General features: G+C 55.5%; 24 protein-coding genes and 1 riboswitch. Of the genes, 9 read left to right on the top strand and 15 right to left on the bottom strand.

The features are described 5' to 3' along the window. Nucleotides 1-16: 16 nt before the first annotated feature. From ABH912_RS28170 to rpoE, 3 genes are read right to left on the bottom strand one after another with little or no spacing between them, the layout of a single operon-like run. Nucleotides 17-973, bottom strand: coding sequence for a MucB/RseB C-terminal domain-containing protein (locus ABH912_RS28170; RefSeq protein ID WP_033054065.1), 957 nt, complete (start codon nucleotides 971-973; stop codon nucleotides 17-19). Between the two features lie 8 nt (nucleotides 974-981). Continuing rightward, the gene (locus ABH912_RS28165) at nucleotides 982-1,569 is read right to left on the bottom strand and encodes a sigma-E factor negative regulatory protein (protein ID WP_033054066.1); all 588 of its coding nucleotides are present in this window, start codon (nucleotides 1,567-1,569) and stop codon (nucleotides 982-984) included. A gap of 30 nt (nucleotides 1,570-1,599) precedes the next feature. Continuing rightward, nucleotides 1,600-2,181 carry an RNA polymerase sigma factor RpoE gene (gene rpoE / locus ABH912_RS28160; protein WP_007944079.1) on the bottom strand — a complete coding sequence of 194 codons (582 nt, stop codon included), beginning with the start codon at nucleotides 2,179-2,181 and terminating at the stop codon, nucleotides 1,600-1,602. A 556-nt stretch (nucleotides 2,182-2,737) separates the two neighbouring features. Between rpoE and nadB the strand changes: the two genes are divergently transcribed. Then, a complete protein-coding gene (gene nadB / locus ABH912_RS28155) occupies nucleotides 2,738-4,354 on the top strand; it encodes an L-aspartate oxidase (RefSeq protein WP_033054068.1) in 1,617 nt (538 codons plus the stop codon). Here nadB and ABH912_RS28150 read toward each other — a convergent pair. Then, a complete protein-coding gene (locus ABH912_RS28150) occupies nucleotides 4,323-4,775 on the bottom strand; it encodes a protein YgfX (RefSeq protein WP_082458995.1) in 453 nt (150 codons plus the stop codon). The genes nadB and ABH912_RS28150 overlap by 32 nt on opposite strands. After that, nucleotides 4,759-5,013 carry a succinate dehydrogenase assembly factor 2 gene (locus tag ABH912_RS28145; protein ID WP_033054070.1) on the bottom strand — a complete coding sequence of 85 codons (255 nt, stop codon included), beginning with the start codon at nucleotides 5,011-5,013 and terminating at the stop codon, nucleotides 4,759-4,761. The genes ABH912_RS28150 and ABH912_RS28145 overlap by 17 nt, the downstream gene beginning before the upstream one ends. Before the next feature lie 149 nt (nucleotides 5,014-5,162). Here ABH912_RS28145 and ABH912_RS28140 point away from each other — a divergent pair, with 149 nt between their 5' ends. Together ABH912_RS28140 and ABH912_RS28135 are read left to right on the top strand one after the other, a co-directional pair. Beyond that, complete coding sequence (locus ABH912_RS28140) at nucleotides 5,163-6,104, top strand: YgfZ/GcvT domain-containing protein (protein WP_429512197.1); 942 nt, start codon at nucleotides 5,163-5,165, stop codon at nucleotides 6,102-6,104. A 34-nt stretch (nucleotides 6,105-6,138) separates the two neighbouring features. Continuing rightward, nucleotides 6,139-6,960, top strand: a complete 822-nt coding sequence (locus tag ABH912_RS28135) for an HDOD domain-containing protein (protein ID WP_033054073.1) — start codon at nucleotides 6,139-6,141, stop codon at nucleotides 6,958-6,960. A 43-nt stretch (nucleotides 6,961-7,003) separates the two neighbouring features. On the opposite strand, the gene ABH912_RS28130 is transcribed toward ABH912_RS28135, so the two are convergent. Both ABH912_RS28130 and ABH912_RS28125 read right to left on the bottom strand, forming a co-directional pair. Further along, nucleotides 7,004-8,392: a sensor histidine kinase gene (locus ABH912_RS28130; RefSeq protein WP_033054074.1), complete on the bottom strand. Its 1,389-nt coding sequence runs from the start codon at nucleotides 8,390-8,392 to the stop codon at nucleotides 7,004-7,006. Continuing rightward, entirely contained in the window at nucleotides 8,385-9,056 is a 672-nt protein-coding gene (locus tag ABH912_RS28125; RefSeq protein WP_008153060.1) for a response regulator, read from the bottom strand. Before ABH912_RS28125 ends, ABH912_RS28130 begins: the two co-directional genes overlap by 8 nt. A 235-nt stretch (nucleotides 9,057-9,291) precedes the next feature. On the opposite strand from ABH912_RS28125, the gene ABH912_RS28120 reads away from it, so the two are divergent. From ABH912_RS28120 to ABH912_RS28100, 5 genes are read left to right on the top strand one after another with little or no spacing between them, the layout of a single operon-like run. Then, complete coding sequence (locus tag ABH912_RS28120) at nucleotides 9,292-10,584, top strand: OprD family porin (RefSeq protein WP_429512194.1); 1,293 nt, start codon at nucleotides 9,292-9,294, stop codon at nucleotides 10,582-10,584. Between the two features lie 39 nt (nucleotides 10,585-10,623). Then, complete coding sequence (locus ABH912_RS28115) at nucleotides 10,624-11,601, top strand: Bug family tripartite tricarboxylate transporter substrate binding protein (protein ID WP_033054080.1); 978 nt, start codon at nucleotides 10,624-10,626, stop codon at nucleotides 11,599-11,601. 59 nt (nucleotides 11,602-11,660) lie between these two features. Then, nucleotides 11,661-12,119, top strand: coding sequence for a tripartite tricarboxylate transporter TctB family protein (locus tag ABH912_RS28110; RefSeq protein WP_033054082.1), 459 nt, complete (start codon nucleotides 11,661-11,663; stop codon nucleotides 12,117-12,119). Nucleotide 12,120: 1 nt separating this feature from the next. Then, the gene (locus tag ABH912_RS28105; RefSeq protein WP_033054084.1) at nucleotides 12,121-13,635 is read left to right on the top strand and encodes a tripartite tricarboxylate transporter permease; all 1,515 of its coding nucleotides are present in this window, start codon (nucleotides 12,121-12,123) and stop codon (nucleotides 13,633-13,635) included. Then, on the top strand, nucleotides 13,628-14,668 hold the full coding sequence (locus ABH912_RS28100; RefSeq protein ID WP_429512191.1) for an AbrB family transcriptional regulator: 1,041 nt from the start codon (nucleotides 13,628-13,630) through the stop codon (nucleotides 14,666-14,668). The genes ABH912_RS28105 and ABH912_RS28100 overlap by 8 nt, the downstream gene beginning before the upstream one ends. 85 nt (nucleotides 14,669-14,753) lie before the next feature. Here ABH912_RS28100 and ung read toward each other — a convergent pair whose 3' ends face one another. Then, nucleotides 14,754-15,446: a uracil-DNA glycosylase gene (gene ung / locus ABH912_RS28095; protein ID WP_111450846.1), complete on the bottom strand. Its 693-nt coding sequence runs from the start codon at nucleotides 15,444-15,446 to the stop codon at nucleotides 14,754-14,756. Between the two features lie 132 nt (nucleotides 15,447-15,578). Here ung and ABH912_RS28090 point away from each other — a divergent pair, with 132 nt between their 5' ends. Then, nucleotides 15,579-16,682, top strand: a complete 1,104-nt coding sequence (locus ABH912_RS28090) for an enoyl-CoA hydratase/isomerase family protein (RefSeq protein WP_429512189.1) — start codon at nucleotides 15,579-15,581, stop codon at nucleotides 16,680-16,682. Nucleotides 16,683-16,861: 179 nt separating this feature from the next. Here the strand turns inward: ABH912_RS28090 and ABH912_RS28085 are convergent, their stop codons facing one another. From ABH912_RS28085 to ABH912_RS28055, 7 genes are all read right to left on the bottom strand, one after another. Further along, complete coding sequence (locus ABH912_RS28085) at nucleotides 16,862-20,539, bottom strand: calcium-binding protein (protein WP_429512188.1); 3,678 nt, start codon at nucleotides 20,537-20,539, stop codon at nucleotides 16,862-16,864. A gap of 126 nt (nucleotides 20,540-20,665) precedes the next feature. Further along, on the bottom strand, nucleotides 20,666-21,850 hold the full coding sequence (locus ABH912_RS28080) for a calcium-binding protein (RefSeq protein ID WP_429512186.1): 1,185 nt from the start codon (nucleotides 21,848-21,850) through the stop codon (nucleotides 20,666-20,668). Nucleotides 21,851-21,863: 13 nt separating this feature from the next. Then, nucleotides 21,864-22,454 (bottom strand): hypothetical protein, encoded by a 591-nt coding sequence (locus ABH912_RS28075; RefSeq protein ID WP_429512185.1) that lies wholly within the window; start codon nucleotides 22,452-22,454, stop codon nucleotides 21,864-21,866. A gap of 2 nt (nucleotides 22,455-22,456) precedes the next feature. Continuing rightward, nucleotides 22,457-23,314, bottom strand: coding sequence for a hypothetical protein (locus ABH912_RS28070; protein WP_429512183.1), 858 nt, complete (start codon nucleotides 23,312-23,314; stop codon nucleotides 22,457-22,459). A gap of 22 nt (nucleotides 23,315-23,336) precedes the next feature. Further along, a complete protein-coding gene (locus ABH912_RS28065; protein WP_429512181.1) occupies nucleotides 23,337-24,566 on the bottom strand; it encodes a glycosyltransferase family 4 protein in 1,230 nt (409 codons plus the stop codon). Nucleotides 24,567-24,882: 316 nt separating this feature from the next. After that, nucleotides 24,883-25,341: a hypothetical protein gene (locus tag ABH912_RS28060; RefSeq protein ID WP_429512179.1), complete on the bottom strand. Its 459-nt coding sequence runs from the start codon at nucleotides 25,339-25,341 to the stop codon at nucleotides 24,883-24,885. A gap of 167 nt (nucleotides 25,342-25,508) precedes the next feature. Next, on the bottom strand, nucleotides 25,509-25,751 hold the full coding sequence (locus ABH912_RS28055) for a hypothetical protein (protein ID WP_033054105.1): 243 nt from the start codon (nucleotides 25,749-25,751) through the stop codon (nucleotides 25,509-25,511). 277 nt (nucleotides 25,752-26,028) lie between these two features. Next, a riboswitch (guanidine-I (ykkC/yxkD leader) is annotated at nucleotides 26,029-26,129 on the top strand. The last annotated feature ends 50 nt before the right edge of the window (nucleotides 26,130-26,179 follow it).

The raw sequence follows: 26,179 nt of genomic DNA, 5'->3' as shown, positions 1-26,179 counted from the left end.
TTTCGATTTCAGCTCACTACTTGGTTGCAGTGGCGTCGCTGCGCATGGATAGCGCAATCCGTTCAGCGGTGCCAATCGGAATCTCACCGACCACGGTCACCATCATTTCGCCTTGCGGGGTAGTCAAGCGTCGGGAGACTGCAGCGGTAGGCCCCAACTGGGTGCGAGTGTCAGTAATGGTTGCGCCATTCAACGGCTCAAGGAAAACCGAGAAACGGGCCAGACCGTCGTCATACATCAGACTGTTGACTTGGGTTTTGGTCTCTGGATCCTTGCGGGAGGTACTGCTGGTCAGCTCGAAACCAGGTGGCAACCAGTCCGAACGCCATACTTGCGCAGCCTTGATTGCAGAAGCCTTGTCACTGTCGAGGGCAACCGTTTTGCAATCGGCGCCAGGCTGCAAGTCACCGTCGGACGGAACATCGGCGGTATCCAGTTGTGTGAACTGGAATCGCTCCAGCAACTGCCCTCGTTCATTCAGAAGCAATGATTTGAGAGGCAGGCCGGTTTCTTTATCCAGATGCAATTCAAAACCGTAGCGATGTTGATCGCGAGGTGTCAGTGAAACGATCACTGCCGCACGCCCGGCCACACGCGACTTGCCAATGACGGCAAGGTCGTACCAATTCTTTAACTTTTGTGGATCGAGTGCCCGAGCAGAGGAGCTGGGGGAATCTCCAAGCCCTGCGATCAGAATGCCGCTGACGCATTGAGTACGCCCATCAATGCGCACGACTTCCTGTGCCGAGCCGTCGAGCTGGAGTAACCGCTCGCGGACCTTGCCATCCTGGACACGGTGCCAGATGTTGTGGGTAGAAAAACTACCGTTACGCTCGTAGACGAATGTACCGTGATAACTCTGCTGTTGCTCGGCTTGGCCCAGACGGGTCAACCAGTCCTGGGCTTCATCAGCATGGGCTGGAACAACAAACCAGCCACCGAGCAGAAGCGTAAGTAGAGGGATGGCGCGCATGATCCTCCTTAACGGTTTTCCAGACTGGCTGCACGAGCGTAAGGCAGAGCGCTCTCAGTACCTTTCAGTGCAGCCTGTTGAGCATGTTGGCGCAAGTAGCCTGGCAAACGCTGATCGTGCCAGCCTGGCTGACCTTGCAATACGCCGTTGGCCATAGGGCCAGTGGCTTCCGAACTCTCATTGTAGCCTGCTAATACAGCTGGACCCTTGACCTGAGGAACGGCCAGACCAGGTTGACTGGATTGCTGAGCCAATTCGACCCCAGCGATCTCGTCCTGGTTATACAGACGAACACCTGCCAGTACGGCGAGGGTTACCGAAGCAGCGACCGCCAAACGACCCAGGCTACGCCATGGACCACGGGAAGCTTTTGCTGGTACAGCTTCGTCAGCCAGCGCAGCAGAGACTGCCGCAGCGATATCCAGACGTGGAAGCAGCAAATCCTTGTGCATAACTGCCCGAGCGATTTGATAACGAGCCCAGGTATCACGGGTTTCGACATCGTCAAAGGCATTCAATACCCGACGCAATTCCAATTCGTCCGCTTCGTTATCCATCACTGCGGACAGCGATTCCTGCAGGGCTTCACGACTCATGGCGTTCCTCTCTTGGCTATCGCCGCTGTCTCAGTTTTCCTGCAACAACGGCTGCAGGGCTTTATCGATGGCCTCCCGAGCGCGGAAAATCCGGGAGCGCACGGTACCCACCGGACATTGCATGACCGCTGCAATGTCCTCGTAACTCAGACCATCGAATTCACGTAAAGTTAAAGCCGTACGCAAATCTTCTGGAAGTTGCTGGATGGTTCGATGGACGGTGCCTTCGATCTCATCCCGCAGCAATGCACGCTCTGGCGACTCGAGATCCTTGAGGCCATGATCGCCATCGTAGAACTCTGCATCCTCGGAACTGACATCGCTATCCGGCGGCCGACGGCCGCGTGAAACCAGATAGTTCTTCGCCGTGTTGATGGCGATGCGGTAAAGCCACGTATAAAACGCGCTGTCCCCGCGAAAATTGCCAAGTGCACGGTAGGCCTTGATAAAGGCTTCCTGTGCCACATCCTGGGCTTCATGGGTGTCGTGCACGAAACGCACGATCAACCCGAGAATTTTGTGCTGATATTTCAGCACTAGCAGATCGAAAGCTCGCTTGTCGCCGCGTTGAACGCGCTCGACGAGCTGCTGATCCTCTTCCTGGGTTAGCATGAACACTCCTCGATAAGCTTGGAGGAGACTTGCATAACTAAACGACCAGGCTTGCAAACATAGACTCGGGCTTTTCGCAAAAGTTCTCCCCCTCCAAGCAAGTTTCCTGCGGGCTCTGATTTGGCACGCACGAAAAGCGCAGCTCGGCATGACCCGGCTGCGCGAATAATCTTGTCATCGGATTCACCGGGAAGGACCAAACCGCAAGTCCACCCCGAAGCCGACACTGTCCTTCTTTTCAGGCACCGTCTATTGATCTTGGGCCTTTGGCAAAAGTTCCAATTATTTATAGCCGCGCGAAAGCGACATTGTGCAACCGCGAATAGAAAAAGAGTGTTAAATCGTTGATACAGTCGTCTTGTCACCGAACCAGCCGAAAAACCATCCGACGAAGCGTCAGATATTTTCCGTCACAGTAGTTTCACAATGCCATGTGTGCTCGCTATTGTGCCGCTCCCCCCCTCTATATACTAGTGGGCTGTGTGGCTGTCTTGACTCGCCGATCCAGCTGTCTTGCGCCAACCCCGACCCGGGTCGCTTTGAGCGGAATCCTGAAATGAGCCAACAGTTTCAACACGATGTTCTGGTAATTGGCAGCGGTGCTGCCGGCTTGAGCCTTGCGCTGACCTTGCCCGGTCATTTGCGCATCGCCGTACTGAGCAAAGGCGACCTCGCCAATGGCTCGACTTTCTGGGCCCAGGGTGGCGTCGCTGCCGTCCTGGATGACACCGACACCGTTGAATCACATGTCGATGACACCCTCAATGCTGGCGGGGGCCTGTGCCACGAAGACGCTGTGCGCTTTACCGTCGAGCACAGTAAAGAGGCGATTCAATGGCTGATTGACCAAGGCGTGCCCTTCACGCGCGATGAACAGTCCGGCACCGAAGATGGCGGATTCGAGTTCCACCTGACCCGCGAAGGCGGTCACAGCCATCGGCGCATCATCCATGCCGCCGATGCCACCGGCGCAGCGATTTTCAGAACCTTGCTCGACAAGGCCAGGCAACGACCGAACATCGAACTGCTGGAGCAGCGGGTCGCGGTCGACCTGATCACCGAAAAGCGACTGGGCCTTGAAGGTGATCGCTGCCTCGGCGCCTACGTCCTCAATCGCGGGACCGGTGAAGTCGACACCTACGGCGCTCGCTTTGTGATCCTCGCATCGGGTGGCGCAGCAAAGGTCTATCTCTATACCAGCAACCCCGACGGCGCCTGCGGTGATGGCATTGCCATGGCCTGGCGTTCGGGTTGCCGGGTGGCGAATCTGGAGTTCAACCAGTTCCACCCCACTTGCCTGTATCACCCGCAAGCCAAGAGTTTCCTGATCACCGAAGCCCTGCGCGGCGAAGGCGCACACCTGAAGCTGCCCAACGGCGAACGCTTCATGCAACGCTTCGACCCTCGTGCCGAACTGGCCCCACGCGACATCGTCGCCCGGGCCATCGACCATGAAATGAAGCGCCTGGGCGTCGATTGTGTCTATCTGGACATCAGCCACAAGCCGGAAGCGTTCATCAAGACTCACTTCCCGACGGTGTACGAACGCTGCCTCGAATTCTCCATCGACATCACCAAACAACCGATTCCGGTGGTTCCGGCAGCGCACTACACGTGCGGCGGCGTGATGGTCGATCAGCAGGGTCGCACCGACGTGCCGGGTCTATACGCCATTGGCGAAACCAGTTTCACCGGCCTGCATGGCGCCAACCGCATGGCAAGCAACTCGTTACTGGAGTGTTTCGTTTACGCGCGCTCGGCGGCGGCGGACATTCTTGAGCAGCTGCCGCAGGTTTCGGTTCCGATCGCCCTGCCCGTCTGGGATGCGAGCCAGGTCACCGACTCCGATGAGGACGTCATCATTGCGCACAACTGGGACGAGCTGCGCCGATTCATGTGGGACTACGTCGGCATCGTGCGCACCAACAAGCGCTTGCAACGGGCGCAGCACCGTGTGCGGTTGTTGCTGGACGAAATCGACGAGTTCTACAGCAACTACAAGGTCAGTCGCGATTTGATCGAATTGCGTAACCTGGCCCAAGTGGCCGAGCTGATGATCCAGTCAGCCATGGAACGCAAGGAGAGTCGCGGCCTGCATTACACCCTCGACTATCCGAACATGCTGCCGGTTGCCCTGGACACTATTCTGGTGCCGCCCACCTACGTCGACTGAACGTGAGCCGAACCCGCAGGCGCCGGTGCAGATCCGCCGCCTGCGAGTCGCGGGGAACGCAGATTGATCTGACCCGCCGCTCGTCTCGCAGACGAAAACGCAGCACAACGAGCAACGGTAGCGCCAGGCTGTCCGGTCGTAGCTGCACCGATTGCCAACCGTCCTCCTGATTCCACAATTGCCAGCCATCGGCATTGCGACGCAAGCCGCGCAATGCCCTTGGGTGTGTCAGCAGAATCTGTCGCGGTAATGCCCAAGCGCCGTGAGCCAGACAGCAAAAAGCGCCGAGCAGACTGGCCCAGGCCGGTATAGAGAGAAGGCACAGCGAACCCAGCGCAAACAGCTGGGCCAGAAGATACGCCGCCAGCAATTGCCGTGAGGCATGCCAGCGGCATTCGAACGCATTACTTGGGCTGGACACGATCCAGGATCATGCGAACCATGCGCTGAAGCTCCGGATCTTCCGATTCGGCGCGTTCCATGAACCAGCCGAACATGTCCTGATCTTCACATTCGAGCAGCCGACGGTAGCAATCGCGGTCGACATCATTGAGGTGCGGATAGACCTCTTTCACGAACGGCACCAGCAACACGTCAAGCTCAAGCATGCCGCGGCGGCTGTGCCAGTAGAGGCGATTCAGTTCAACATCTTCGACCATGGAGCGCTCCTCAAATAGGCGGCAAGTATACAGCCCCAGGCACAGTCGGACACTCGGCTTTGGTCGGCCACCAACGATCCTTTGTGAACTACCCATTTCAAGAGCGCCCCCTTATGATGTCCCCCAGACTCTTTACCCTGCGATGACCCATGGCCGACTCTGCTTTTTTCTGCACCCTGTCTCACGAAGGCGTTCTCGCAGTACGCGGCGCGGATGCCGGCAAATTCCTGCAAGGCCAATTGACCTGCAACCTCAATTACCTGAGTGACACCCAGGCCAGCCTCGGCGCCCGCTGCACGCAGAAGGGCCGGATGCAGTCGAGTTTCCGCATCCTGCTGGAAGGCGACGGCGTTCTGATGGCCATGGCCACCGAATTGCTGGAACCGCAACTGGCGGACCTGAAAAAGTACGCGGTGTTTTCCAAATCCAAACTGACCGATGAAAGCGCTGCCTGGGTCCGCTTCGGCGTCGACCATGGCGATGCAGCACTGATCAGCCTCGGTCTTGAGCTTCCGGCCGACACCGACAGCGTCGCGCGCAATGACGGCTTGATCGCCATTCGCGTCTCGCCGGACCGCGCCGAGCTCTGGGTCGCCGCTGACCAGGCCAACCTGATCAAGGGCAAGCTGTCCGCCCTATTGGCCGAAGGCGATCTGAATCAATGGTTGTTAGGCCAGATCCGCGCTGGGATCGGTCAAGTCATGCCGAGCACTCGCGAGCTGTTCATCCCGCAGATGCTCAATCTGCAAGCCGTGGGTGGCGTGAGCTTCAAGAAAGGTTGCTACACCGGCCAGGAAATCGTTGCACGCATGCAGTACCTGGGCAAACTCAAGCGCCGCTTGTATCGCCTGACACTGGATGCCAGCGAATTGCCTGAACCCGGCACACCGCTGTTCTCCCCTACCCACGGCAGCTCTATCGGCGAAGTGGTACTGGCCGCCAAGGCAGGGCAAAACATTGAACTCCTGGCCGTGCTGCAAGCCGAAGCAGCAGAAGGGGGTGATATCCATCTGGGCGTGCTCGAAGGGCCAGCCCTGCACCTGCTCGACCTGCCTTACGAACTGGATCGCGATCGCGAAATCCAGCGTTAACAGCAGCATTTGTCGCAATACCTAGAGAAACGAAATGAGTGAGCTGGCGGAAAAGGTCCAACAGGATTTGGTTGAGGCCATCGATAACGATGACCTGGTTCTGCCAACGTTACCGGAAGTGGCCCTGCAGATTCGCAAGGCCGCTGAAGACCCGGAAATCAGTGTCAGCACCCTGAGCAAAGTGATCGGCCGCGATACCGCGCTGTCGGCGCGCCTGATCAAAGTGGTCAATAGCCCGCTGCTGCGCGCGACCCAGGAAGTCACTGACCTGCACACGGCAATCACTCGATTGGGCGTCAATTACAGCAGCAACCTGGCCATCGGCCTGGTCATGGAACAGATTTTCCATGCCCGCTCCGAGGTGGTGGAACACAAAATGCGCGATGTCTGGCGCAAAAGCCTGGAAATCGCCGGGATCAGCTATGCATTGTGCCGCCGGTACACGCAACTCAAGCCCGATCAGGCAGCCCTTGGCGGTTTGGTGCATCAGATCGGTGTGTTGCCGATCCTGACCTACGCCGAAGATCACTATGAACTGCTGGCTGACCCGGTCAGCCTCAACCATGTGATCGATCACATTCATCCACTGCTCGGCGACAAACTGCTCAGGGTCTGGGATTTTCCGGAAATGCTGGTACAGGTGCCGGGGCTTTATCTGGACTTCAATCGACAGTCCGAGCGGGTCGATTATGTCGATCTGGTGCAAGTGGCCAACCTGTATTGCCACAAGGACACCGACCATCCCCTCGCGCGCATCGACGTATTTAGCGTGCCGGCGTTCAAAAAGCTGGGGATTGATCCGGAGAACGAGGCGATGTGCCGCGATCTGGAAGAATCGCGGTCGATGTTCTACTGATTTCTGTGGCGAGGGAGCTTGCTCCCTCGCCACAGGGTTGTGTTCACTCCCCGGCGATAAAACTCACCCGCACCTTCAACCCCGCCTGCCCGCCATCGTGCAGGCTGATTTGAGCCAGGTGTGCGCGGCAGATCTCGCCAACAATCGCCAGCCCCAACCCCGAACCGGCCACCTGCTGGTTGCGCCGGTAAAAGCGTTCGAACACCCGATCGCGCTCTTCAAGAGGAATGCCGGGGCCGTCGTCCTCGACCTCCAGCACGGCCGGTGCCGTGACCCGAAGAATCACGTTGCCACCCGACGGCGTGTGCGCCAGCGCGTTGTCCACCAGATTGCTCAACAGTTCGTTCAACAGCGTTGGCTCACCGCGCAACCACACCGGTTCGTCCGCTTCCAGCGCCAGCGCCACACCGCGTGCATGGGCCAGCGGCGCCATGGCCATGCCGAGTTCGCGAGCCAGCTGACTCAGGTCAAGCAACTGCGCGCCGCCCTCGGCGATGGCCCGGGCACCATTTTCGACCCGTGCCAGCGAGAGCAATTGATTGGCAAGGTGGGTCAAACGATCCGTGCCTTGGGCGGCGGATTCCAATGTACTGCGCCAGGTTTCAGGTTCGGTCGAGCGCAAACCCAGTTCCAGTCGTGCCTTGAGCGCCGCCAGGGGAGTACGCAGCTCATGGGCCGCATCGGCGATGAACTGCGCCTGACGCTCGAACTGCCCGCGCAGGCGCTCGGTGAAGTGATTGAGCGCGCGCACCAGCGGCCACAATTCATGCTGCACTTCCACCAACGGCAATGGCCGCAGATCGTCCGACTGACGCTCTTCCACCGCCGTGCGCAAGCGTTCCAGCGGACGCAACGCGGCGCTGACCGCAAACCACACCAGCAACAACGCCCCCACCGCCAGCATGCCCAGACGCAGCAACGTGTCCGCTGCCAGGCTGCGGGCCATGCTGACCCGCGCTTCATCGGTTTCCGCCACGCGGATTTCCGCCATACCGTTCATGTTTGGCTCGCTCACGGGTTTGAGCAGGCTCACCACACGTACGTTCTGCCCCTGGTACTTGGCGTTATAGAAACGCGCCAGTGCCGGATAGTCATCCGTTCGCGGGGTTCCCGGCGGCGGTGGCGGCAGGTTTTCGTAGCCCGAGATCAGTTTCTGATTGATGTCGTTGACCAGGTAAAAAATCCGTCCTGCGCTGTCGTAGGCGAAGGTGTCGAGGGCCACGTACGGCACGTCAGCACTCAGTGAGCCGTCGCGCTGGGAGACGCCCGCCGCGATGGTCCGCGCAGAGGCCAGCAAGGTCCGGTCATAGGCGGTGTCGGCAGCTTCGCGACCGTTCCAGTAAGCGCTCAAACCACTGGCCAACATCAACACCACCAGCAACAACGCCAGATTCCACAGCAACCGCCAGCGCAGGCTGCTGGGCTTATGCATCGCGGCTTTCCAGCAAGTAGCCGAGACCGCGGAAGGTCACGATGACCACCGGTTGGCCGTCCAGCTTTTTGCGCAGGCGATGGACATAGATCTCGATGGCGTCGGGGCTGGCCTCTTCGTCCAGTCCGAAGACTTGCGAGGCCAGTTGTTCCTTGCTCATCACCCGGCCAGGACGGGCGATCAGCGCTTCAAGAACAGCTTGTTCGCGGGAGGTCAGGGTCAGCAATTCTTCGCCGAGGGTGAAACGCCGAGTGTCCAGGTCATAGGCCAGCACGCCGCAGCGCTGCAGTCGTTCACCGCCGAGCACACTGCGACGCAGCAAGGCTTTGACCCGGGCTTCGAGTTCGGTCAGTTCGAATGGTTTGGCCAGGTAATCGTCAGCGCCGAGGTTCAGGCCGTGGACCCGATCCTTGACGTCGCTGCGAGCGGTCAACATCAACACTGGCAGGTTCTTGCCCCGCGCCCGCAGGCGCGCCAGCACCTCGAAGCCATCCATGCGCGGCAGGCCGACGTCGAGGATCGCCATGGCGTATTCCTCGCTGCTCAACGCCAGGTCCGCCGCCACACCGTCGTGTAGCACATCCACGGTCAGCCCGGTGCTCTTGAGCGCCTGGGCGACACTTTCGGCGAGCTGCAGATGGTCTTCGACGAGCAGAACACGCATGGATCTTTACCTCATTCAGGGATGGTCGGCGCCATTCTTTGGCGCGGAGTTTACAGCCGCAACCGCCGCTGTGAAGCCCGAAAACCGTGAAAGTCTTCTGAAAGGTTAGCGAAAGGTTGGCCGGTTAGAGTCCAGCCACGGACAGTTTCGACTGCCGTGCGCTACCGCCCATAGCGATACGAAAAACGCCTCGAAGCGTTTTCGCCAATAAGAACAATAAACGGAGTACTTCAATATGCTGTCCATGCAGCTCCAGGCATGCCCGCCTGCTCGCTTTTCCCGTCTCAGCCACACCGCCCTTGCCAGTGCCGCCGCCCTCGCCGGCTTTTCTCCGTTGAGCCAGGCTGCCTTCTTCGAAGACAGTACGGCAACGCTCGAAACCCGCAACATGTATTTCAACCGCGACTTTCGCGACGGTACCAGCGCCCAGCAATCCAAGCGGGACGAATGGGCTCAGGGGTTCATGCTCAATCTGCAATCGGGTTACACCGACGGCACCGTGGGGTTCGGTGTCGATGCGCTGGGCATGCTGGGGGTCAAACTCGATTCGAGTCCCGACCGCACCGGCACCGGCCTGCTGCCAACCCATGACGACGGCCGCGCAGCCGATGAGTACTCCAAGCTGGGCCTGACCGGCAAAGTGAAAATCTCCGCCACGGAACTTAAAATCGGCAGCCTGATTCCGGAATTGCCGATCCTCAAGCCCAACGACGGACGCATCCTGCCGCAGACCTTCGAAGGCGGCATGCTGACCTCCAAGGAAATCAAGAACCTGACCTTCACCGGCGGGCGTCTGGAGAAAGCCAAGGACCGCGACAGTACCGACTTCGAGGACATCGCCCTCAACAACAAGAACAGCCGCTTCGCTGGCACTGTAGCCGGCAAGCATTTCGACTTTGGCGGCGTGGACTACAAGTTCACCGACAAAATCACCGGCAGCTACCACTTCGCGCAACTTGATGAAGTCTACAACCAGCACTTCCTCGGTGTTGTCGCATCGCAACCCTTCGGCCCCGGCACTTTCGGCACCGATCTGCGCCTGGCCATCAGTGATGACGAGGGCGCGGCCCGTGGCGGCAATATCGACAACAAATCCCTCAACGGCCTGGTGAGCTACGCCTTGAGCGGGCATAAATTCAGCGCCGGCTATCAGCACATGTCCGGCGACAGCGCGTTCCCTTATGTCGATGGCAGTGACCCCTACCTGGTCAACTTCGTTCAGATCAACGACTTTGCCGGCGCCGAAGAACGTTCCTGGCAGGCACGTTACGACTTTGACTTCGCCAGGCTTGGGGTTCCCGGCCTGAGTTTCATGAGCCGTTATGTGAGCGGCGACAACATCAAGCTCAAGAACGGTGACGAAGGCAAAGAGTGGGAACGCAACACCGAAATCAAATACGTCGTACAAAGCGGCGCGCTCAAGGATGTCGCCGTGCGCCTGCGTAATGCCACTTACCGTTCCAACTACTCTGCTCGCGATGCCGATGAAGTGCGTCTGCTGGTGAGCTATAGCGTTGCCCTTTGGTAATTCAGTAAACCTATAACAACAACTCCCAAGGAGACTTGAATGAACCTATCACTGCGTAAAGTTGCTCTCACCGCCAGCGCCCTGCTGTTCGCCGGCCAATTGCTCGCCGAACCCAAACGCCCGGAATGCATCGCCCCGGCCTCGCCCGGCGGCGGTTTCGACCTGACCTGCAAACTGGCGCAAAGCGCGCTGGTGAATCAGAAACTGCTGACCAAACCCATGCGTGTGACCTACATGCCCGGCGGCGTTGGCGCGGTGGCCTACAACGCGGTGGTCGCTCAGCGTCCGGCCGATGCCGGCACGCTGGTGGCATGGTCCAGCGGTTCGCTGTTGAACCTGGCCCAAGGCAAGTTCGGTCGTTTCGATGAAAGCGCCGTGCGCTGGCTGGCAGCGGTTGGCACAAGCTACGGCGCCATCGCGGTGAAAAGCGATTCGCCTTACAAGAACCTGGACGATCTGGTTCAGGCGTTGAAGAAAGATCCGAGCAAAGTGGTGATCGGTTCCGGCGGCACCGTCGGCAGCCAGGACTGGATGCAGACCGCCCTGATCGCCAAGGCTGCCGGGATCAACCCGCGCGACCTGCGTTACGTCGCCCTCGAAGGTGGCGGTGAAATCGCCACCGCCCTGCTCGGTGGCCACATCCAGGTCGGCAGCACCGACATCTCCGACTCCATGCCGCACATCCAGAGCGGTGACATGCGCCTGCTGGCCGTGTTCTCCGAGAAGCGTCTGGACGAGCCGGAAATGAAAGACATTCCGACCGCCAAAGAGCAAGGCTACGACATCGTCTGGCCAGTGGTTCGCGGCTTCTACCTCGGGCCAAAGGTTAGTGACGAAGACTACGCCTGGTGGAAAGACGCTTTCGACAAGCTGCTGGCTTCCGAAGAGTTCGCCAAGTTGCGCGATCAGCGTGAACTGTTCCCGTTCGCCATGACCGGCCCGGAGCTGGACACCTACGTGAAGAAGCAGGTCACGGACTACAAAGTGCTGGCCAAAGAGTTCGGCCTGATTCAGTGATCGCCTCTGTCTAGCGGCTGCGGCCCTTGTTCTGGAGGGCCGCGGCACAGGAGTTTCCCATGCTCTTACAACGCATTTTTGCTTCGGTGCTGTTACTGGCCTGTGTCGGCCTGGCGCTGATGGCGTGGCCGTACCAAGCGTCTTTTTCCTACGAACCGGTGGGGCCGCGAGCCTTTCCACTGTTGATGCTCGGCCTGATGGGGCTGGCATTGTTGTACATGGTGTTTCGGCCGACGCCCATTGTGCACAGCGACGACGACCCGAAACTGGACCGTGAAACCCTGATCAAAATCGGCATCTGCGTACTGCTGTTGCTGGTGTTCGCCGGGGCCTTCGAACCCCTTGGTTTCATCGTCGCCAGCATTCTGATTGGAATCCCTATGGCACGCCTGTATGGCGGCCGCTGGCTGCCCAGTACGGTGATCATCAGCCTGATGGCTATCGGTCTTTATCTGCTGTTCGACAAGGTGATGGACGTGCCACTGCCGCTGGGCGTGCTCGACGTTCTGGAGAACTGATATGGATACTCTTGGCTATTTGGGTCAGGGCTTCGGCGTCGCGCTGAGCCCGTACAACCTGGTGACCGCGCTGTGCGGCACCCTGATCGGCACCGTCGTGGGGCTGTTGCCAGGCCTGGGCCCGATCAACGGCGTAGCGTTGCTGATTCCGATCGCATTCGCCCTCGGCCTGCCACCGGAGTCGGCTCTGATTCTGCTGGCGGCGGTGTACCTGGGTTGCGAATACGGCGGCCGGATCAGTTCGATCCTGCTGAACATCCCGGGTGAAGCTTCCACGGTAATGACCACCCTCGACGGTTACCCGATGGCCCGCAAGGGGCTGGCCGGTGTAGCGCTGTCGCTGTCGGCGTGGAGCTCGTTCATCGGTGCGTTCATCGCGACGTGCGGCATGGTGCTGTTCGCCCCGCTGCTGGCGAAATGGGCAATTGCCTTCGGACCCGCGGAATACTTCGTGCTGATGGTGTTTGCGATTGTCTGTCTCGGCGGCATGGCCGGCGACCGACCACTAAAGACCTTTATCGCCGCGCTGATCGGTTTGTTTCTATCGACCGTCGGGATCGATGCCAACAGCGGCGTGTACCGTTTCACCGGGGATAACATCCATTTGACGGACGGCATTCAGTTCGTTGTGCTGGTACTGGGCTTGTTCTCCATCAGTGAAATCCTTCTGCTGCTGGAAAAAACTCATCGCGGCCAGGAAGCGGTGAAAGCCACCGGGCGCATGATGTTCAACTTCAAGGAAGCTTCGGCGGTGTTCGTGGTGAACATCCGTTGCGGTTTGCTGGGCTTCATCATGGGCGTGTTGCCGGGTGCCGGCGCGACGTTGGCCAGCGCGGTGGCCTACATGACCGAGAAACGTATCGCCGGCGCCAACGGCACTTTCGGACAAGGCGACATGCGTGGTCTCGCGGCTCCGGAAACCGCTATCGGTGGCGCTGCCTGCGGCGCCCTGGTGCCCATGCTGACCCTCGGCGTTCCAGGTTCGGGCACCACGGCGGTGATGATCGGCGCACTGTCGCTGTACAACATCACCCCGGGCCCGCTGTTGTTCCAACAGCAACCGGACATCGTCTGGGGCCTGATCGCTTCGTTGTTCGTCGCCAACATCATGCTGGTGATCCTCAACATCCCGATGATCCGCATTTTCACCCGCATCCTTGCCGTACCGAACTGGGCGCTGGTGCCAGTGATCGCGATCATTACCGGGATCGGCGTCTACGCGGTGCACGCCACTACCTTTGACTTGTTCCTGATGATCGGTATCGGCATCTTCGGCTACATCCTGCGCAAGCTGGACTTCCCGCTGTCGCCGGTCCTGTTGGGCTTCATTCTTGGTGGCCTGATGGAGCAAAACCTGCGTCGCGCCCTGTCGATCTCCAACGGTGCACTGGAAATCCTCTGGTCGAGCCCGATCACCTTCGGTGTCTGGGTACTGACCGCAATCATGCTGCTGATGCCGATCCTGCGAATCTGGCGCAAACGTTCGGTCGCCCGGCGCGTTATCGCCGATGTCTGATCGAACACCCTTCAAAGCCTGGTGGGGAACGCCGCTGGTCGGTCTGCTGGGCGGTTACCTGGCCAGCCAGATCGGCTGGCCACTGCCGTGGATGGTCGGCTCGTTGCTGGCGATCATCCTGGTGCGTTGCCTGACACCCTGGCAGTTGGCGGAAATCCCTGGCGGCCGCAAGTGCGGCCAGTGGATTGTCGGCATCGGCATTGGCCTGCACTTCACCCCGGTGGTGATGGAGCAGGTGTTTAGCCACTTCGGTCTGATCTTCTTCGGTGCATTGGTCACCAGCCTCTCGGCCGTGGTCGGGGTCTGGTTGATGCGGCGCACCGGTGAAGATCGCGCCACCGCGTTCTTTTCCAGTATGCCGGGCGGCTCCGGGGAGATGGTCAACCTCGGCGCGCGTAACGGCGCGGTGCTCAGTCGCGTTGCGGCGGGGCAAAGTCTGCGGGTGTTGGTGGTGGTGCTGTGTGTGCCGGCGGCGTTCAAGTATTTGTTGGGTGACGGTGCGCCGTTGTCCCATGCAACTTCCGTTGACTGGCGCTGGCTGGCACTTCTGTTTCCGGCTGGCGCCCTCGCCGCCTGGCTCTGGGAACGTCTGCGTCAACCCAATCCATGGCTGTTCGGGCCATTGCTGGTGAGTGCGGCGGTGAGTATCGGTTGGGATCTGCACATCAGTTTGCCCAACGGCGGCAGCCAGATCGGCCAATGGCTGATTGGCAGCGGGTTGGGCTGTCACTTCAATCGGCAGTTTTTCCGTCGCGCACCGTCGTTCATGGGCCGGACTTTGATCGGCACGGTGTTGACCATGTTGATCGCCACACTGGCGGCTTTGGGGTTGAGTGCGCTGACGCATTTGGATTTGCGTTCGCTGACGTTAGGCATGATGCCCGGCGGGATTGCGGAGATGAGCCTGACGGCAGAGACGTTGCAGTTGTCTGTGCCGCTGGTGACGGCGATGCAGGTGATGCGACTTTTGTTTGTGTTGTTTCTGGCGGAGCCGTTGTTCAAGTATTGGAATCGGCAGCCGGATTCGGACTGAATACCGAGTCGCCTCTTTCGCGAGCAGGCTCGCTCCCACAGGGTTCGCGTGATCCTTGTGGGAGCGAGCTTGCTCGCGATGCTTTTTAGACTGGCGGCAACCGCCATTCAATAGGCGTTTCGCCATTCTGCTCCAGAAACTTATTGGTTCGACTGAAGTGCCCGCATCCAAGGAAGCCGCGATAGGCGGACAACGGTGACGGATGCACCGACGTCAGCACCAGATGCTTGGTGGCATCGATCAGTTTCTGCTTGCTCTGGGCATGCGCGCCCCACAGCAGGAACACCAGATGTGGCTGGTGTTCGCTGACCACTTCGATAATCCGATCGGTAAAGTGCTGCCAGCCCTTGCCCGCGTGAGCGTTGGCGTTGGCGCGTTCCACAGTCATGGTGGTGTTGATCATCAGCACACCCTGGTCAGCCCAGCTTTGCAGGCAACCGTGGGTCGGGATGTCGATGTTCAGGTCGCGTTTCAACTCTTTGTAGATGTTCACCAGCGACGGCGGCGCCGGTACGCCCGGTTGCACCGAGAAGCACAAGCCATGGGCCTGTCCCGGACCGTGGTACGGGTCCTGGCCGAGGATGACGACTTTGACTTTATCCAGCGGCGTCGAATTGAGCGCGTTGAAAATCATCGGTCCTGGAGGGTAGATTTCCTTGCCGGCCGCGCGCTCCTCTTGCAGGAAGTTGCGCAACTCTGCCATGTAGGGCTGGTCGAATTCGGCACGCAGTGCCTCCTTCCAGCTCGGTTCGAGTTTGATACGGTCGTCAGCAGTCATGGTTACATCCGGCAAAAACAATGGGGCGAACCCTAGGAAAGCCCATCACGCTTGTCAATTGATCTGACGCAGATCCGGCACTTTCCTACATAGCGATCATACTGAACGCTCAAATTCCCGATCGAGGTCACGATGAATCTGCACTTCGAAGAACTCACTGGCACCGATGGCGCACGCATCGGAGTCGCCAGCCTGGATGCCGAAAAATCCCTCAATGCCCTGTCCTTGCCGATGATCAACGCCTTGCGCGATCAACTGGACGTCTGGGCCAAAGAGCCGCAAATCGTCTGCGTCGTGCTGCGCGGCAACGGTGCCAAAGCCTTTTGCGCCGGGGGCGAAGTCCGCAGCCTGGTGGAAGCCTGTCGTGCCCATCCCGGCGAAGTGCCGCCGCTGGCCGCGCATTTCTTTGCGGCAGAATATCGCCTGGACTTCAATCTGCACACTTACCCTAAACCGCTGATCTGCTGGGGGCATGGCTATGTGCTCGGCGGCGGCATGGGGCTGCTGCAAGGGGCGAGCATCCGGATTGTTACGCCGAGCAGCCGGTTGGCAATGCCGGAGATCAGTATCGGTTTGTACCCGGATGTCGGGGCCAGTTGGTTTCTGTCACGCCTGCCCGGCAAGCTCGGGTTATTCCTCGGCCTGACCGGCGCCCATATGAACGGTCGCGATGCGATCGATCTGGACCTGGCCGACCGCTTCCTGCTCGATGAACAGCAGGAAGAGCTGATGGAAGGCCTGCTGCAGCTGAACTGGCAGGAACAGACGCCGATGCAGCTGAACAGCCTGCTCAAGGCCTTGCAGCAGGAAGCGATCGCGCAAATGCCCGAAGCCCAGTGGCTGCCACGACGCCAGCAGATCGATGAGCTGCTGGATGTCAGTGACGTGCGCTGCGCCTGGAAGGCCATCAGCCAGCTGCGCGACAACACGGATCTGCTGCTCAGCCGTGCCGCGAAAACCATGAGCGAAGGCTCGCCCCTGACCGCTCATCTGGTGTGGGAGCAGATCGCCCGCGCCCGGCACATGTCACTGGCTCAAGTCTTTCAGATGGAATACACCATGAGCCTCAACTGCTGCCGTCATCCGGAGTTCAGCGAAGGTGTACGCGCACGGTTGATCGACAAGGATCAAAAACCTCATTGGCACTGGCCAGACATCAATAATCTGCCGGATGCAGTGATAGAAGCGCATTTCCACAAGGCCTGGGAAGGCCGGCACCCATTGGCCGATCTGTAGGAATACTGAAATCCGAGCATTGCCCGCGATGGCTATCTCAAGGGCTTATCGCGGGCAAGCCATGCTCCTACACGCTGTTAACGGCACTTCGTCCCTGCCCTATTCCCGGAACGAGCCTCCTACCGCAAGCGGAGGAATTGTTTGTAGTCATCACCCGTTTTTCGGCATCGAAGTAATAATTAACCGTTAAGCCTATAAAATTGTGTTATTTCCTTCAATGCCTGCAACGCGTCATCGTCATTGCGCAACAAGATGTCTTCCACATCCCTAAGCGGGGGCAAAGCGTGTAGAAGTTCAACAAGTTGGTCCGCAGTGTAGTCTTGGGGAGTTCTGTCCACTGCTTGTACTCTGATAAAACTTATCGCAGCATCGCCTCCTAAAAAATGATTAACCACTCGTATCTTCGGAGACGAACCATAATTCACCACTACTACCAGATCATCATTATCGCGGTGAAATTTCAGCTGATGGATGGATGCATCGAAATCCGTAAAATCGACTCCATCAATGCCGCCAGATGCATTAACAATCAAATCTCTTCCCAGCCCGTCATATTTGTAAACGTCATTGCCCGCGCCACCGACGAGAGTATCGTCACCCGGTCCTCCCCAAAGAACATCGTCTCCTGGACCGCCCGAGATCGAGTCATCTCCCTGCATGCCTCTTATCTCACCTGACCCACTCAAAGTGTCATCACCTCGACCACCAACGAGAGGAAGCGCTTTATTATCACGAGAAGATCTGACTAAAGGAGCGTCGACCACCAAAACGCCATCACGGTAAATATCAGGAGCAGGACCTAATTTACTGTTAGCGATAAGCTGTTCCAAGCGAATGGTCACACCATCTGCAAACTTTATAACTTCAATACCAGAACCACCAAGATCACTTGCATTCGGCAATACAATACGCACTTGTTGTTCCTTACCCCAGGAAATATCAAGTGTTGAGTACAGCATTAGCCCACGGGGTGGACTGCGAAAGGTGCCGCGCTGTGGTTTTGGTGATAACTCTATATTGACTGCTTCAACCAATACGGCACCCCAACTTAATTGCAACTGCTCAAGAATCACCCCCTCCGGAAGTCTAACGGTATCAGTATCGTCTAGTCCGGACTCAGATTTCCACCCAGCAACCCCAACTTCAGGACGGAGAAAAACAGGGCTTAACATATCCGCAATAATGGTAGTCGCTCCTGCATGCGCACCTATTATATAAGTATCAGGACCGTTTTCACCGTAAAGCCAATCATGCCCAGAGCCACTCACTAAATAATCCGCACCGTCTGATCCAAGCAGCGTATCGTTTCCTGCCCCGCCTGAAAGAAACGCACCGAGTGTGTTACCTTCATGTTCACCATAATAAACGTCGGGATCCTTAACAGTGACGACTAAATCATCGCCCGTCCCTCCATGAAAAATATTGCCACCTTCAAGATTTACTCTACCGCCTGCGTCATCGCCCTGAACAACTTGGTGCCTAACGGTTTCAGTGGTGACATCCCAACTGAACTGCTTATAACTAACCGCACCATCTTCGAAGCTTCCAGCAGGATAAACATACCAACCTTGGATGACACCTGTAACGCTTTTATTTTCGATGATAATTTCCCCGGCACTTAAAGCAAAGCCACTATTGTTTGAGCCAGAGGGATAGTATTTCGGCTCTTGTTTTGGCGTATACTTCAGCCCACCCACCACTGAAGGTATTGACTCAGTGCGGGACATCGTATTAGAGGATCTCTCACTGAGTACTGCTCTACCAGAAACAAGACTCATTCGATCCGGAGTTTCCGACAATGATCCTGCCTGGAAGCTTTCAACAATTAAATTGGTTTTTTCGTGGTAGTTGTACTCATCATCAGTAATATGGCTTTTACTCCAGGCGCCCTGAGTATTTAGCACGAACCCCGATGCCAGTATAAATGCCGAGCGGCGCTTTTTCATGTTCGCCAGAAACTCTTCGCCCCACAGTTTGTCATTATCACCTTCAAGGCGAGGAGTATCGACCGCTGCGTTAGTGGTATCCGTCGCCCCATTAGAATTGTCATTACCGGATTGCTCCGTAACATTATGATTATCTATAGCCCCGACGCTAGTTCCGTCTGTGCCACCTACCAGAGATGTTTCTGCCAAAGGCGAAACGTCTACCGGTCTTTGGACTATTTTCATAACATCCTGAAAACTTAAAACAACCCCGCCAGTGAAACCAAATGATGAATTTTGCCATTTTTCAAAATTGCGAATCAGAATGGCGTCACCTGAACCATTCGATAGTCGTAATACCGGCCCAACATCGACAACAATGATGTCAACCTTTAAATTATCCGCAGTAAATCCAGATCCAAATTTTATGACGTTATTTCCGCCTGTATCTGCGATAACGTCGAGACCATCACCGGCACCAAAATGATAAATATCATCACCGTCTAGCCCATCCAGATAGTCGTTGCCGACGCCACCTGCAAAAACGTTATTGCCGGAGCCACCACGAAGATAGTCCACACCAGCATCGCCATATAATGTGTCGTTTCCACCACCGCCTAATAGAGTGTCGTTACCTAGACCTCCATCAAGATAATCTGCGCCATGTTCCATTTCGGGTGTTTGCTCATAGTCACCCAGCAAGAAGTCATCATCAGCACCTCCGTAAAGTGTATCGGCGCCTAAGCCTCCCCAGATCGTATCGTTTCCTGCATCGCCTTGAACGTAGTCATCATTGGCTCCACCCGATTGTAGGTTTTGCTCATCTCCATCCAGGGCGTCAGCCCCTTGCCCCCCGATCAGCGTATCGGAGCCTCCCATGCCTCGGAGAGTGTCATCACCAATGCCGCCATCAAGGAAATCGTCACCGTGGTAGCGAATTGGGTGATCGGCATAATCGCCAGATAGATCATCGTTACCTGCGCCGCCATAAAGTAAATCATCAGCACCGCCACCTTGAAGGGAGTCGTCACCCGCACCACCATCCAGAAAATCATTATCAAAAGAATTCGCGGCGTCACCCTCAATACCCTGCAATACAGGGTCATCTCCTTTTAGATCATCGTTACCCATTCCGCCGTACAACACATCGCTACCACCGTTACCAGCAAGTTCATCATTGCCATCCCCTCCAACCAACAAATCGTTACCGTGGTGCCTGCTTTGGAGACCACCAGCCCAATCAAGGTTGTCTCCCGCCAATGTGTCGTTGCCCTCCCCGCCGCTAAGCGTGTCATTTCCCCCATCGCCGCTCAGGACATCGTTTTCAGTTCCGCCATCGAGCAAATCGTCCCCCCAGCCGCCAGAGATAAAGTCCCGACCACCTTGACCGTAAAGAATGTCATTGCCCCCCTCCAAAGGGTTGCTAAGGGACGCTTTGGCATACACGTTACGCATGCTGACGACACCGTCGCCGAGAGGAACGTCAATCCTTTTAAAATTCCAGTTTTTCTCCAACACACCGGTCACTTCATCACCGGATAAATTGTCGTCGCCGGCTCCCCCAATGAGCGTATCTCGACCGTTGCCTCCGAGTAGCACGTCTCGGGACCCGGTGCCCACAAGAAGATCATCGCCCTGCCCCCCATCAAGCCAATCACCACGACTCGCCTTCCCGCGAAGGGTTCCATCAGCCAACGCTTGTTCGATTGTTGATTGCTTATCTCCAAACAACCGGTCATTTCCAGCTTTACCGAATAACCGATCAGAACCACCAAGCCCAATAATTACGTCGTCGTTCGGCGATCCGTAAAGTGAGTCGGCCTTGTTTCTCTGCTTTACATTCGGCATCACCACAACATTGCCTAGTTCATCGTAAGAGAACTGATCACCGGGAACATCTGGGTCGGTATCTTTTGCTTTCCAATCACCCATTACGGTTAGATCGGGTCTCGGAATCGGCTGAACTTTGTAATCCGGGAGTTGGACGCCCAACATTCCTGGTGTGTAGTGCTTTATAACAACCAGGTCATTCTGACCGTATTTGATATTAAGTGTTTTTTAAGCGAGCTCTTCGATGAGGGTTAAAGTAATAGCGCCATCTTCAGTAATCCAAGTATTGCCCAGAGGGCCACTACGTTTAAGGACAGGAATCGGAAAACCATTTATAAGTATATGACCATCTGCGTTCAAATCGAAAATCTGATCGACTCCATCGCCACTCGAAAATTCATATCGATCATTGCCTGCGCCGCCAATCAGAATATCGTTACCTTTACCACCCACTAATACATCATCACCCGACATCCCATGTAGCGCGTCACTCCCCTCTCTGCCGCTTAACGAATCGCGACTATGACCACCTTCAATATAATCGTTTCCTTCTAGCCCGTTGAGAGTGTCATTGCCCGCGCCACCGTAAAGATGGTCGATATTTGCTCCCCCGCTGAACGAGCGGCCTCCATCATCACCAAACATGACCAGCGGATTTGAAACCCCTGTAGTCATTGGCGCTTGCTTGCCTGACGCAAGATCTGAGTAGGAAAACTTCTGAGCGGTGTTTTCTCCAAATGATCCGTTGGTCCTGGCTATCAGGCGGCCTAACATATCTGCGCGATCAATAAGCCATTGCTCGGTGATGACGCCTTCGCCGGTTTTCGAGTCATAAAGTTCCAGCCCTTGCACTGAAAAACCGTCGTCTCTTTCTATAACTATTTCGCTCAGGTGTTTCAGAGAGTTCCGTAACGCCTGCCCGATAGACGTATCTTGGGCAGCTAGTACTCCCCACTCAGAAGCGCTGCCGTACTCCCCAATTGTCTTCGCAACAATGCTTTGGGATTGGCTCGGTGGGAGCGCCGAGAAAAACGTATAGGCGTTAGCGGCAAACGTTTCATCCGTAGTAGGTGTAACAGTAGAGTCTCCTTCGTATGTTCGTCTAAACATGTCAAAGAAGGCATTCACGCCATATCTTAATATCAGATCAACCACTGGTGAAATAGGCGTGCCTTTAACCACATACTGGATTAGCGGATTAACACTACCGCTACTAAGTGCCACATTTATCTGCTCTGGCACAACTGAAAACAAACTCTCAAAAATATTCCTGCCGAAATTTTTGATCACTGCTTCAAGCGCCACACTGTATGAATCTATGGCAAACAGGATGTTCTTGAAATCATCGACTCTATTAACCTTTGCTTGTTCATGACTGCCTTTTAATTCCGATCCAGGATCACCTGCCGACATCAATCTCCACGTTTCATAGGGGAACTCCCCCCCCCAACAGACTGAACGCGATTGTCCCCGACCAACCTGAGTTACGGCTTGAAGCAGTGTCTTCTTCACCAATCTTCCGCCTGAACAATATTTCGCCAACGGCTCTTGCATCGATGGAAGCGATTTGGCTAATTAAAGGCACGGTCCACGGCGCCAAATTATCTTTAGCTGATCCGTATACCAGAGCATTTACAAAATTGGCTGCCACCCCATTAGATGCTTCTTGTATCAACTCAGTGCTAAGCGTTTCCTTGAGCCTCAACTGTCCTTGCCGTAGCGTATAGGCACGAATTAAAGTAGAGTAAGCACCATTTCCTCCATTGGCATCAATCGCCACATCAAGCCAGAGCTTGGCGCTTTTTAAAGTACGCTTAACGCTTTCATTAAAAACCACTCGACCAGAGAGTTTCTCTCCAATAATATCTGATAACGTCTGATAGAAAGGTACGCAATTCTTACCTTCTATCGCTACTGCTTTATAGTCTTCTTTTACCGAATCAAACACCATCCCATCGCACATACTGACAGCATCGAAAATTCTTTTTTTCTCTAAGACACTAAAAACATAGCTCATATTTACTTCCCTGTAATTATAGCATTCGAAAGATATTCACTAATCAACTGAAGCGCTATGGGAGCGCCAAGTAACGATTCAGTTCCAGTTCCTATACGAGCATCTCCACCTGCAAAATCGAAATCATGCAATCCGACTGTACAATAGGCACTCAAATCACCAAAATCTAAATTCTCCAGTTGCGTTTTATTAAACTTCAACAGATCCGCCTTACTCACTCCACTTTCTAAAATTGCTTTCCTCGGGGACCCCAAACCGTCACACGATATCGTGCGCGGTGTTCCGTCACGTCGGCGCCAGTCTCGTATTACAAAATCTGTAACTGAGAACTCATTCTTAATACTAGGAGGTCGCTCATTAAGCCAAAGCTCCAAGCCAGGATAATTTTTGAGTTTCACAATCAGTTCTTCAGGCCAATCAACAACCTTAAACCCCATATTGTACGGTTCGGTGGATGGCTTTCTTATATACAGCCTGGCAGCCACATTGAAATGACCCCAGCTAGATGGTTTTTCTTTCCCGCTCTCCTGATATTCCGTGCGCAGTTCCGTCCCCGTCCACCAAAAAGAACCCTCAAGAACATCTGCAATACACAGCCCGTCCCTCGTTGAAGAACCAAAATGAAACCCTGGTATTTTAGTTCTATCAAGGAGCCCCCCTCCCAATATAGGAACGTATTCCATACTGGCAAGTTTCTGACTACATTTTTTTGATTCCTGATAATGACGTTCTCTTGCTTCTGCCATGCGCTCCCATTCAATATAAAAATCCACAACCCAATAACACAGAGCAAAAACCAAACCGTACTTCAGTATCGCCTTACACCACCGACTTACACCTTTGCGAAACAACTTATGCATTTCAAACTCCATTTTAAAATGATCAAACAGCCAATCTAGAACAACAACCAGACATCACGCGATCAAAAATCTCAAAATAGCTTTTGACACCATGCTTTACATCAAACTCGCTCGCTGTCAAATCCGAAAATCTTTTAATTATCCTAAAATCACCAGGAGACCTTAGAACATTGCAAACTTTTCCTGCTATCGATTCACTATCGAAGAAATCCACTAACAATCCATTTACACCGTCAACAATCACCTCTTTGACTGGAGCGGTATCGGAACCTATAACGACACATCCAGACGCCATAGCCTCAAGCAATGACCAAGACAGAACGAAGGGATAAGTCAAATAAACATGAACTACTGAAACCCGCAAAATAGCCCTATAAGTTTCATAAGGCAGTTTGCCGGTAAAATGCACCCTGGAAAGATCCACTTTTAATTCAGCCACCATTTTGCTGCGCCAATTTTTATGCCCCACCGGCATTCGCCCATAACTTACGCCGTCCCCTCCTACTATTACGATTTGAGCGTCTGGACACTGCGCTTGAATATATGGTATGGCTCTCATGAAACTATGAAACCCACGATAGGGTTCGAGGTTTCTGGCAACGTACGTCACGATTGATTGGCCGGCTTTTATTACGTGTCCACTGGGTAACTTTACAGAGGCAACTGGCACAGGTTCAGGAGATTGCAAAGGGACACCTTCATGAATCACATGAATTTTAGAGTGATAATTGGGTGGAAACAGACTGCGCTGCCAATGTGTTGGTGAAATTCCAACATCACATTGCTCAAGGTTCAAAAGATGCATCGAATTCAGGAGACGAAGCCTTGATGATGCATCTACGGCACACGGGAATTCTGGATCGAAACCCATATCCGCACCCTTTGAATGATAATAATATTCACAGAGATGTATGAGCGGAGTGTCAGGATATACATCCTTTACGAACAGTGTTTCACCCCATCCCGGGTGAGCGAGTATCACATCAGGGCAATAACCTTCTCGTTTGAGTTTACTCAACACTCTAAGGACTTGCTGACCATCAAGTATCGCTTCTTCATATTTATGCAAATATGGATGAACATGATCTGGTTTTTTTCTTATAGGCCTATATCGAAAGAGCTTTATTCCAGGAACACCTGGAGCAGTATTTCGCCCTATCGCAGTAACTGTGATGCTTGGTCGTCTCAGCGCCGCCAATGCAACATGCCGAAATTGACCGGGGAAGTTTTGATGAATAATGAGTAAATTCATGATTTGACCGACTTTCTTCCTTGGATACCCCCGTTAAATTGAAGTTTTTCCAACATCAATGTGATGCACAAACGCTAACAAATGCGCAGAAATAAAACTGTAGGAGGGTTCCGAGAACACCCGAGGAGATGGGCAAGACGAGTGATTTTTCGAATCGAGTTGGAGCGCCTCTCTTTCTTTCCCGCCACCGGCTGTACGATTTCGTTGAGGGCTTCCCCCCCCCCACGCCAGTCACGACCCAACGAGCGATGCCTGACGCAGCGCAAAAAAAAGCGGCGCTTGATGCGCCGCTATTTTGTAGAGGTTTTTGTGAGGACTACCGGTGGCCGCCTCGGCCATCGTGATCACCGCGACCGTTATGGTCGCCCCTTCCGCCACGGTTGTCGCGTCCGCCATGGCCGCCGCGATAGTCGTTGTTTCCACCGCGGTTACGGCCGTCCCAACCGCTACGGTTATGGCCATCCCAGCCGCCACGGTTATGGCCATCCCAACCTTGATTCTGATGGGCCCGATAGTCGCCTCGTTGCGGCTGGTAATAGCGTGGTGCCGGTTGATAAACCCGCGGCTGATGGTAATACCGCGGCGTTGGCTGGTAATACCGCGCTGGCGGTGCGTAGTACCGGCGTGGTTGCGTGTAATAACCGCCGCCACCTGAATAGTAAGGTCCGCTGTCATAGACCTCGGAACGGTAATAGCTGGCTCCTCCATCGGAATAAGGCACGCATGCACCAAGAGACAATCCCAATACAGCAATCAGAAGAATTCGCAGATACATGGCGGCCTCCTGGACCGCGAGTGAGCCACACCAGCGACGCTGGCAGGCGACAGTCAATTATTCGGTGACTGTCGAAAGATCAGACATCGTTTTCCAAATCTGGTGCGTTCCTGAAACAGATTGAAACAAGTCGCCGATGAAAGGTTTGTCATCCATTCACCCGCTGATTAATGGTGGCCACCACGATATCCACCTCCGTAATGACGTGGCCCGTGCCCGCCCCAATAGTAGTAGCGATAGCCGCCATAAAAGCGCGGACCATAGTAATAACGCGGTCCGTAATAGTAGGAATAGGGCGAATAGCCAGGGTAGTAATAAGGCTCGGAATACACATCATAGCCACCGGCATAGTAGTAGCAGCCGGCTAGCCCAAGACCCAGAACAACACCAAGCAACAGTCGACGAAACATGGCGGCCTCCTGAAAGACCCACAACCGGAACAGGCCGGCTGACATCTGTTTTGACTGGCAATGTTGCACCGAGTGCCGAGCCGCCCGGACCTTCAGATCAGCGGCCAACCCGATCCATTGCGGTGCACCCACGCACCATCACAAGGCAACGCCGCCACCTGTCTCCAACGCGCCAACGGCGTAATCGCCCACGCTAGAGCGCTCAAGCCGACTTGGCACGGCTCTCGCTTTAGCAAAGACGTGCAGGAGTCATCACAGGTTCGCGGCACCACAATTTGCAATGGCTGACTAGGGTTCCGGCTCGCTAAGGCGAGTGGCTGGTCCGAGAGTTGGCGACCTCCAGTTGAGGTTACACGGCGGGATAAAAGCCCGGGAGACAAGCCACCGTTCGCGGTGCCGCGTTGACTCCTGCCCGCCCTTGACCAACT

Source organism: Pseudomonas sp. BT76 TE3572 (assembly GCF_050435365.1).
Lineage (GTDB): Bacteria > Pseudomonadota > Gammaproteobacteria > Pseudomonadales > Pseudomonadaceae > Aquipseudomonas > Aquipseudomonas fluorescens_W.
Note: the sequence above shows the minus strand (reverse complement) of the source record. Positions and strands in the feature narration are given on the sequence as shown.

Excerpts from the sequence above, each read along its gene's own strand:
- ABH912_RS28170 (WP_033054065.1), bottom strand. The coding sequence starts at position 973 with ATGCGCGCCATCCCTCTACTTACGCTTCTGCTCGGTGGCTGGTTTGTT.
- ABH912_RS28165 (WP_033054066.1), bottom strand. The coding sequence starts at position 1,569 with ATGAGTCGTGAAGCCCTGCAGGAATCGCTGTCCGCAGTGATGGATAAC.
- rpoE (WP_007944079.1), bottom strand. The coding sequence starts at position 2,181 with ATGCTAACCCAGGAAGAGGATCAGCAGCTCGTCGAGCGCGTTCAACGC.
- nadB (WP_033054068.1), top strand. The coding sequence starts at position 2,738 with ATGAGCCAACAGTTTCAACACGATGTTCTGGTAATTGGCAGCGGTGCT.
- ABH912_RS28145 (WP_033054070.1), bottom strand. The coding sequence starts at position 5,013 with ATGGTCGAAGATGTTGAACTGAATCGCCTCTACTGGCACAGCCGCCGC.
- ABH912_RS28140 (WP_429512197.1), top strand. The coding sequence starts at position 5,163 with ATGGCCGACTCTGCTTTTTTCTGCACCCTGTCTCACGAAGGCGTTCTC.
- ABH912_RS28135 (WP_033054073.1), top strand. The coding sequence starts at position 6,139 with ATGAGTGAGCTGGCGGAAAAGGTCCAACAGGATTTGGTTGAGGCCATC.
- ABH912_RS28130 (WP_033054074.1), bottom strand. The coding sequence starts at position 8,392 with ATGCATAAGCCCAGCAGCCTGCGCTGGCGGTTGCTGTGGAATCTGGCG.
- ABH912_RS28125 (WP_008153060.1), bottom strand. The coding sequence starts at position 9,056 with ATGCGTGTTCTGCTCGTCGAAGACCATCTGCAGCTCGCCGAAAGTGTC.
- ABH912_RS28120 (WP_429512194.1), top strand. The coding sequence starts at position 9,292 with ATGCTGTCCATGCAGCTCCAGGCATGCCCGCCTGCTCGCTTTTCCCGT.
- ABH912_RS28115 (WP_033054080.1), top strand. The coding sequence starts at position 10,624 with ATGAACCTATCACTGCGTAAAGTTGCTCTCACCGCCAGCGCCCTGCTG.
- ABH912_RS28110 (WP_033054082.1), top strand. The coding sequence starts at position 11,661 with ATGCTCTTACAACGCATTTTTGCTTCGGTGCTGTTACTGGCCTGTGTC.
- ABH912_RS28105 (WP_033054084.1), top strand. The coding sequence starts at position 12,121 with ATGGATACTCTTGGCTATTTGGGTCAGGGCTTCGGCGTCGCGCTGAGC.
- ABH912_RS28100 (WP_429512191.1), top strand. The coding sequence starts at position 13,628 with ATGTCTGATCGAACACCCTTCAAAGCCTGGTGGGGAACGCCGCTGGTC.
- ung (WP_111450846.1), bottom strand. The coding sequence starts at position 15,446 with ATGACTGCTGACGACCGTATCAAACTCGAACCGAGCTGGAAGGAGGCA.
- ABH912_RS28090 (WP_429512189.1), top strand. The coding sequence starts at position 15,579 with ATGAATCTGCACTTCGAAGAACTCACTGGCACCGATGGCGCACGCATC.
- ABH912_RS28085 (WP_429512188.1), bottom strand. The coding sequence starts at position 20,539 with ATGGGTGATTGGAAAGCAAAAGATACCGACCCAGATGTTCCCGGTGAT.
- ABH912_RS28080 (WP_429512186.1), bottom strand. The coding sequence starts at position 21,850 with ATGTCGGCAGGTGATCCTGGATCGGAATTAAAAGGCAGTCATGAACAA.
- ABH912_RS28075 (WP_429512185.1), bottom strand. The coding sequence starts at position 22,454 with ATGAGCTATGTTTTTAGTGTCTTAGAGAAAAAAAGAATTTTCGATGCT.
- ABH912_RS28070 (WP_429512183.1), bottom strand. The coding sequence starts at position 23,314 with ATGCATAAGTTGTTTCGCAAAGGTGTAAGTCGGTGGTGTAAGGCGATA.
- ABH912_RS28065 (WP_429512181.1), bottom strand. The coding sequence starts at position 24,566 with ATGAATTTACTCATTATTCATCAAAACTTCCCCGGTCAATTTCGGCAT.
- ABH912_RS28060 (WP_429512179.1), bottom strand. The coding sequence starts at position 25,341 with ATGTATCTGCGAATTCTTCTGATTGCTGTATTGGGATTGTCTCTTGGT.
- ABH912_RS28055 (WP_033054105.1), bottom strand. The coding sequence starts at position 25,751 with ATGTTTCGTCGACTGTTGCTTGGTGTTGTTCTGGGTCTTGGGCTAGCC.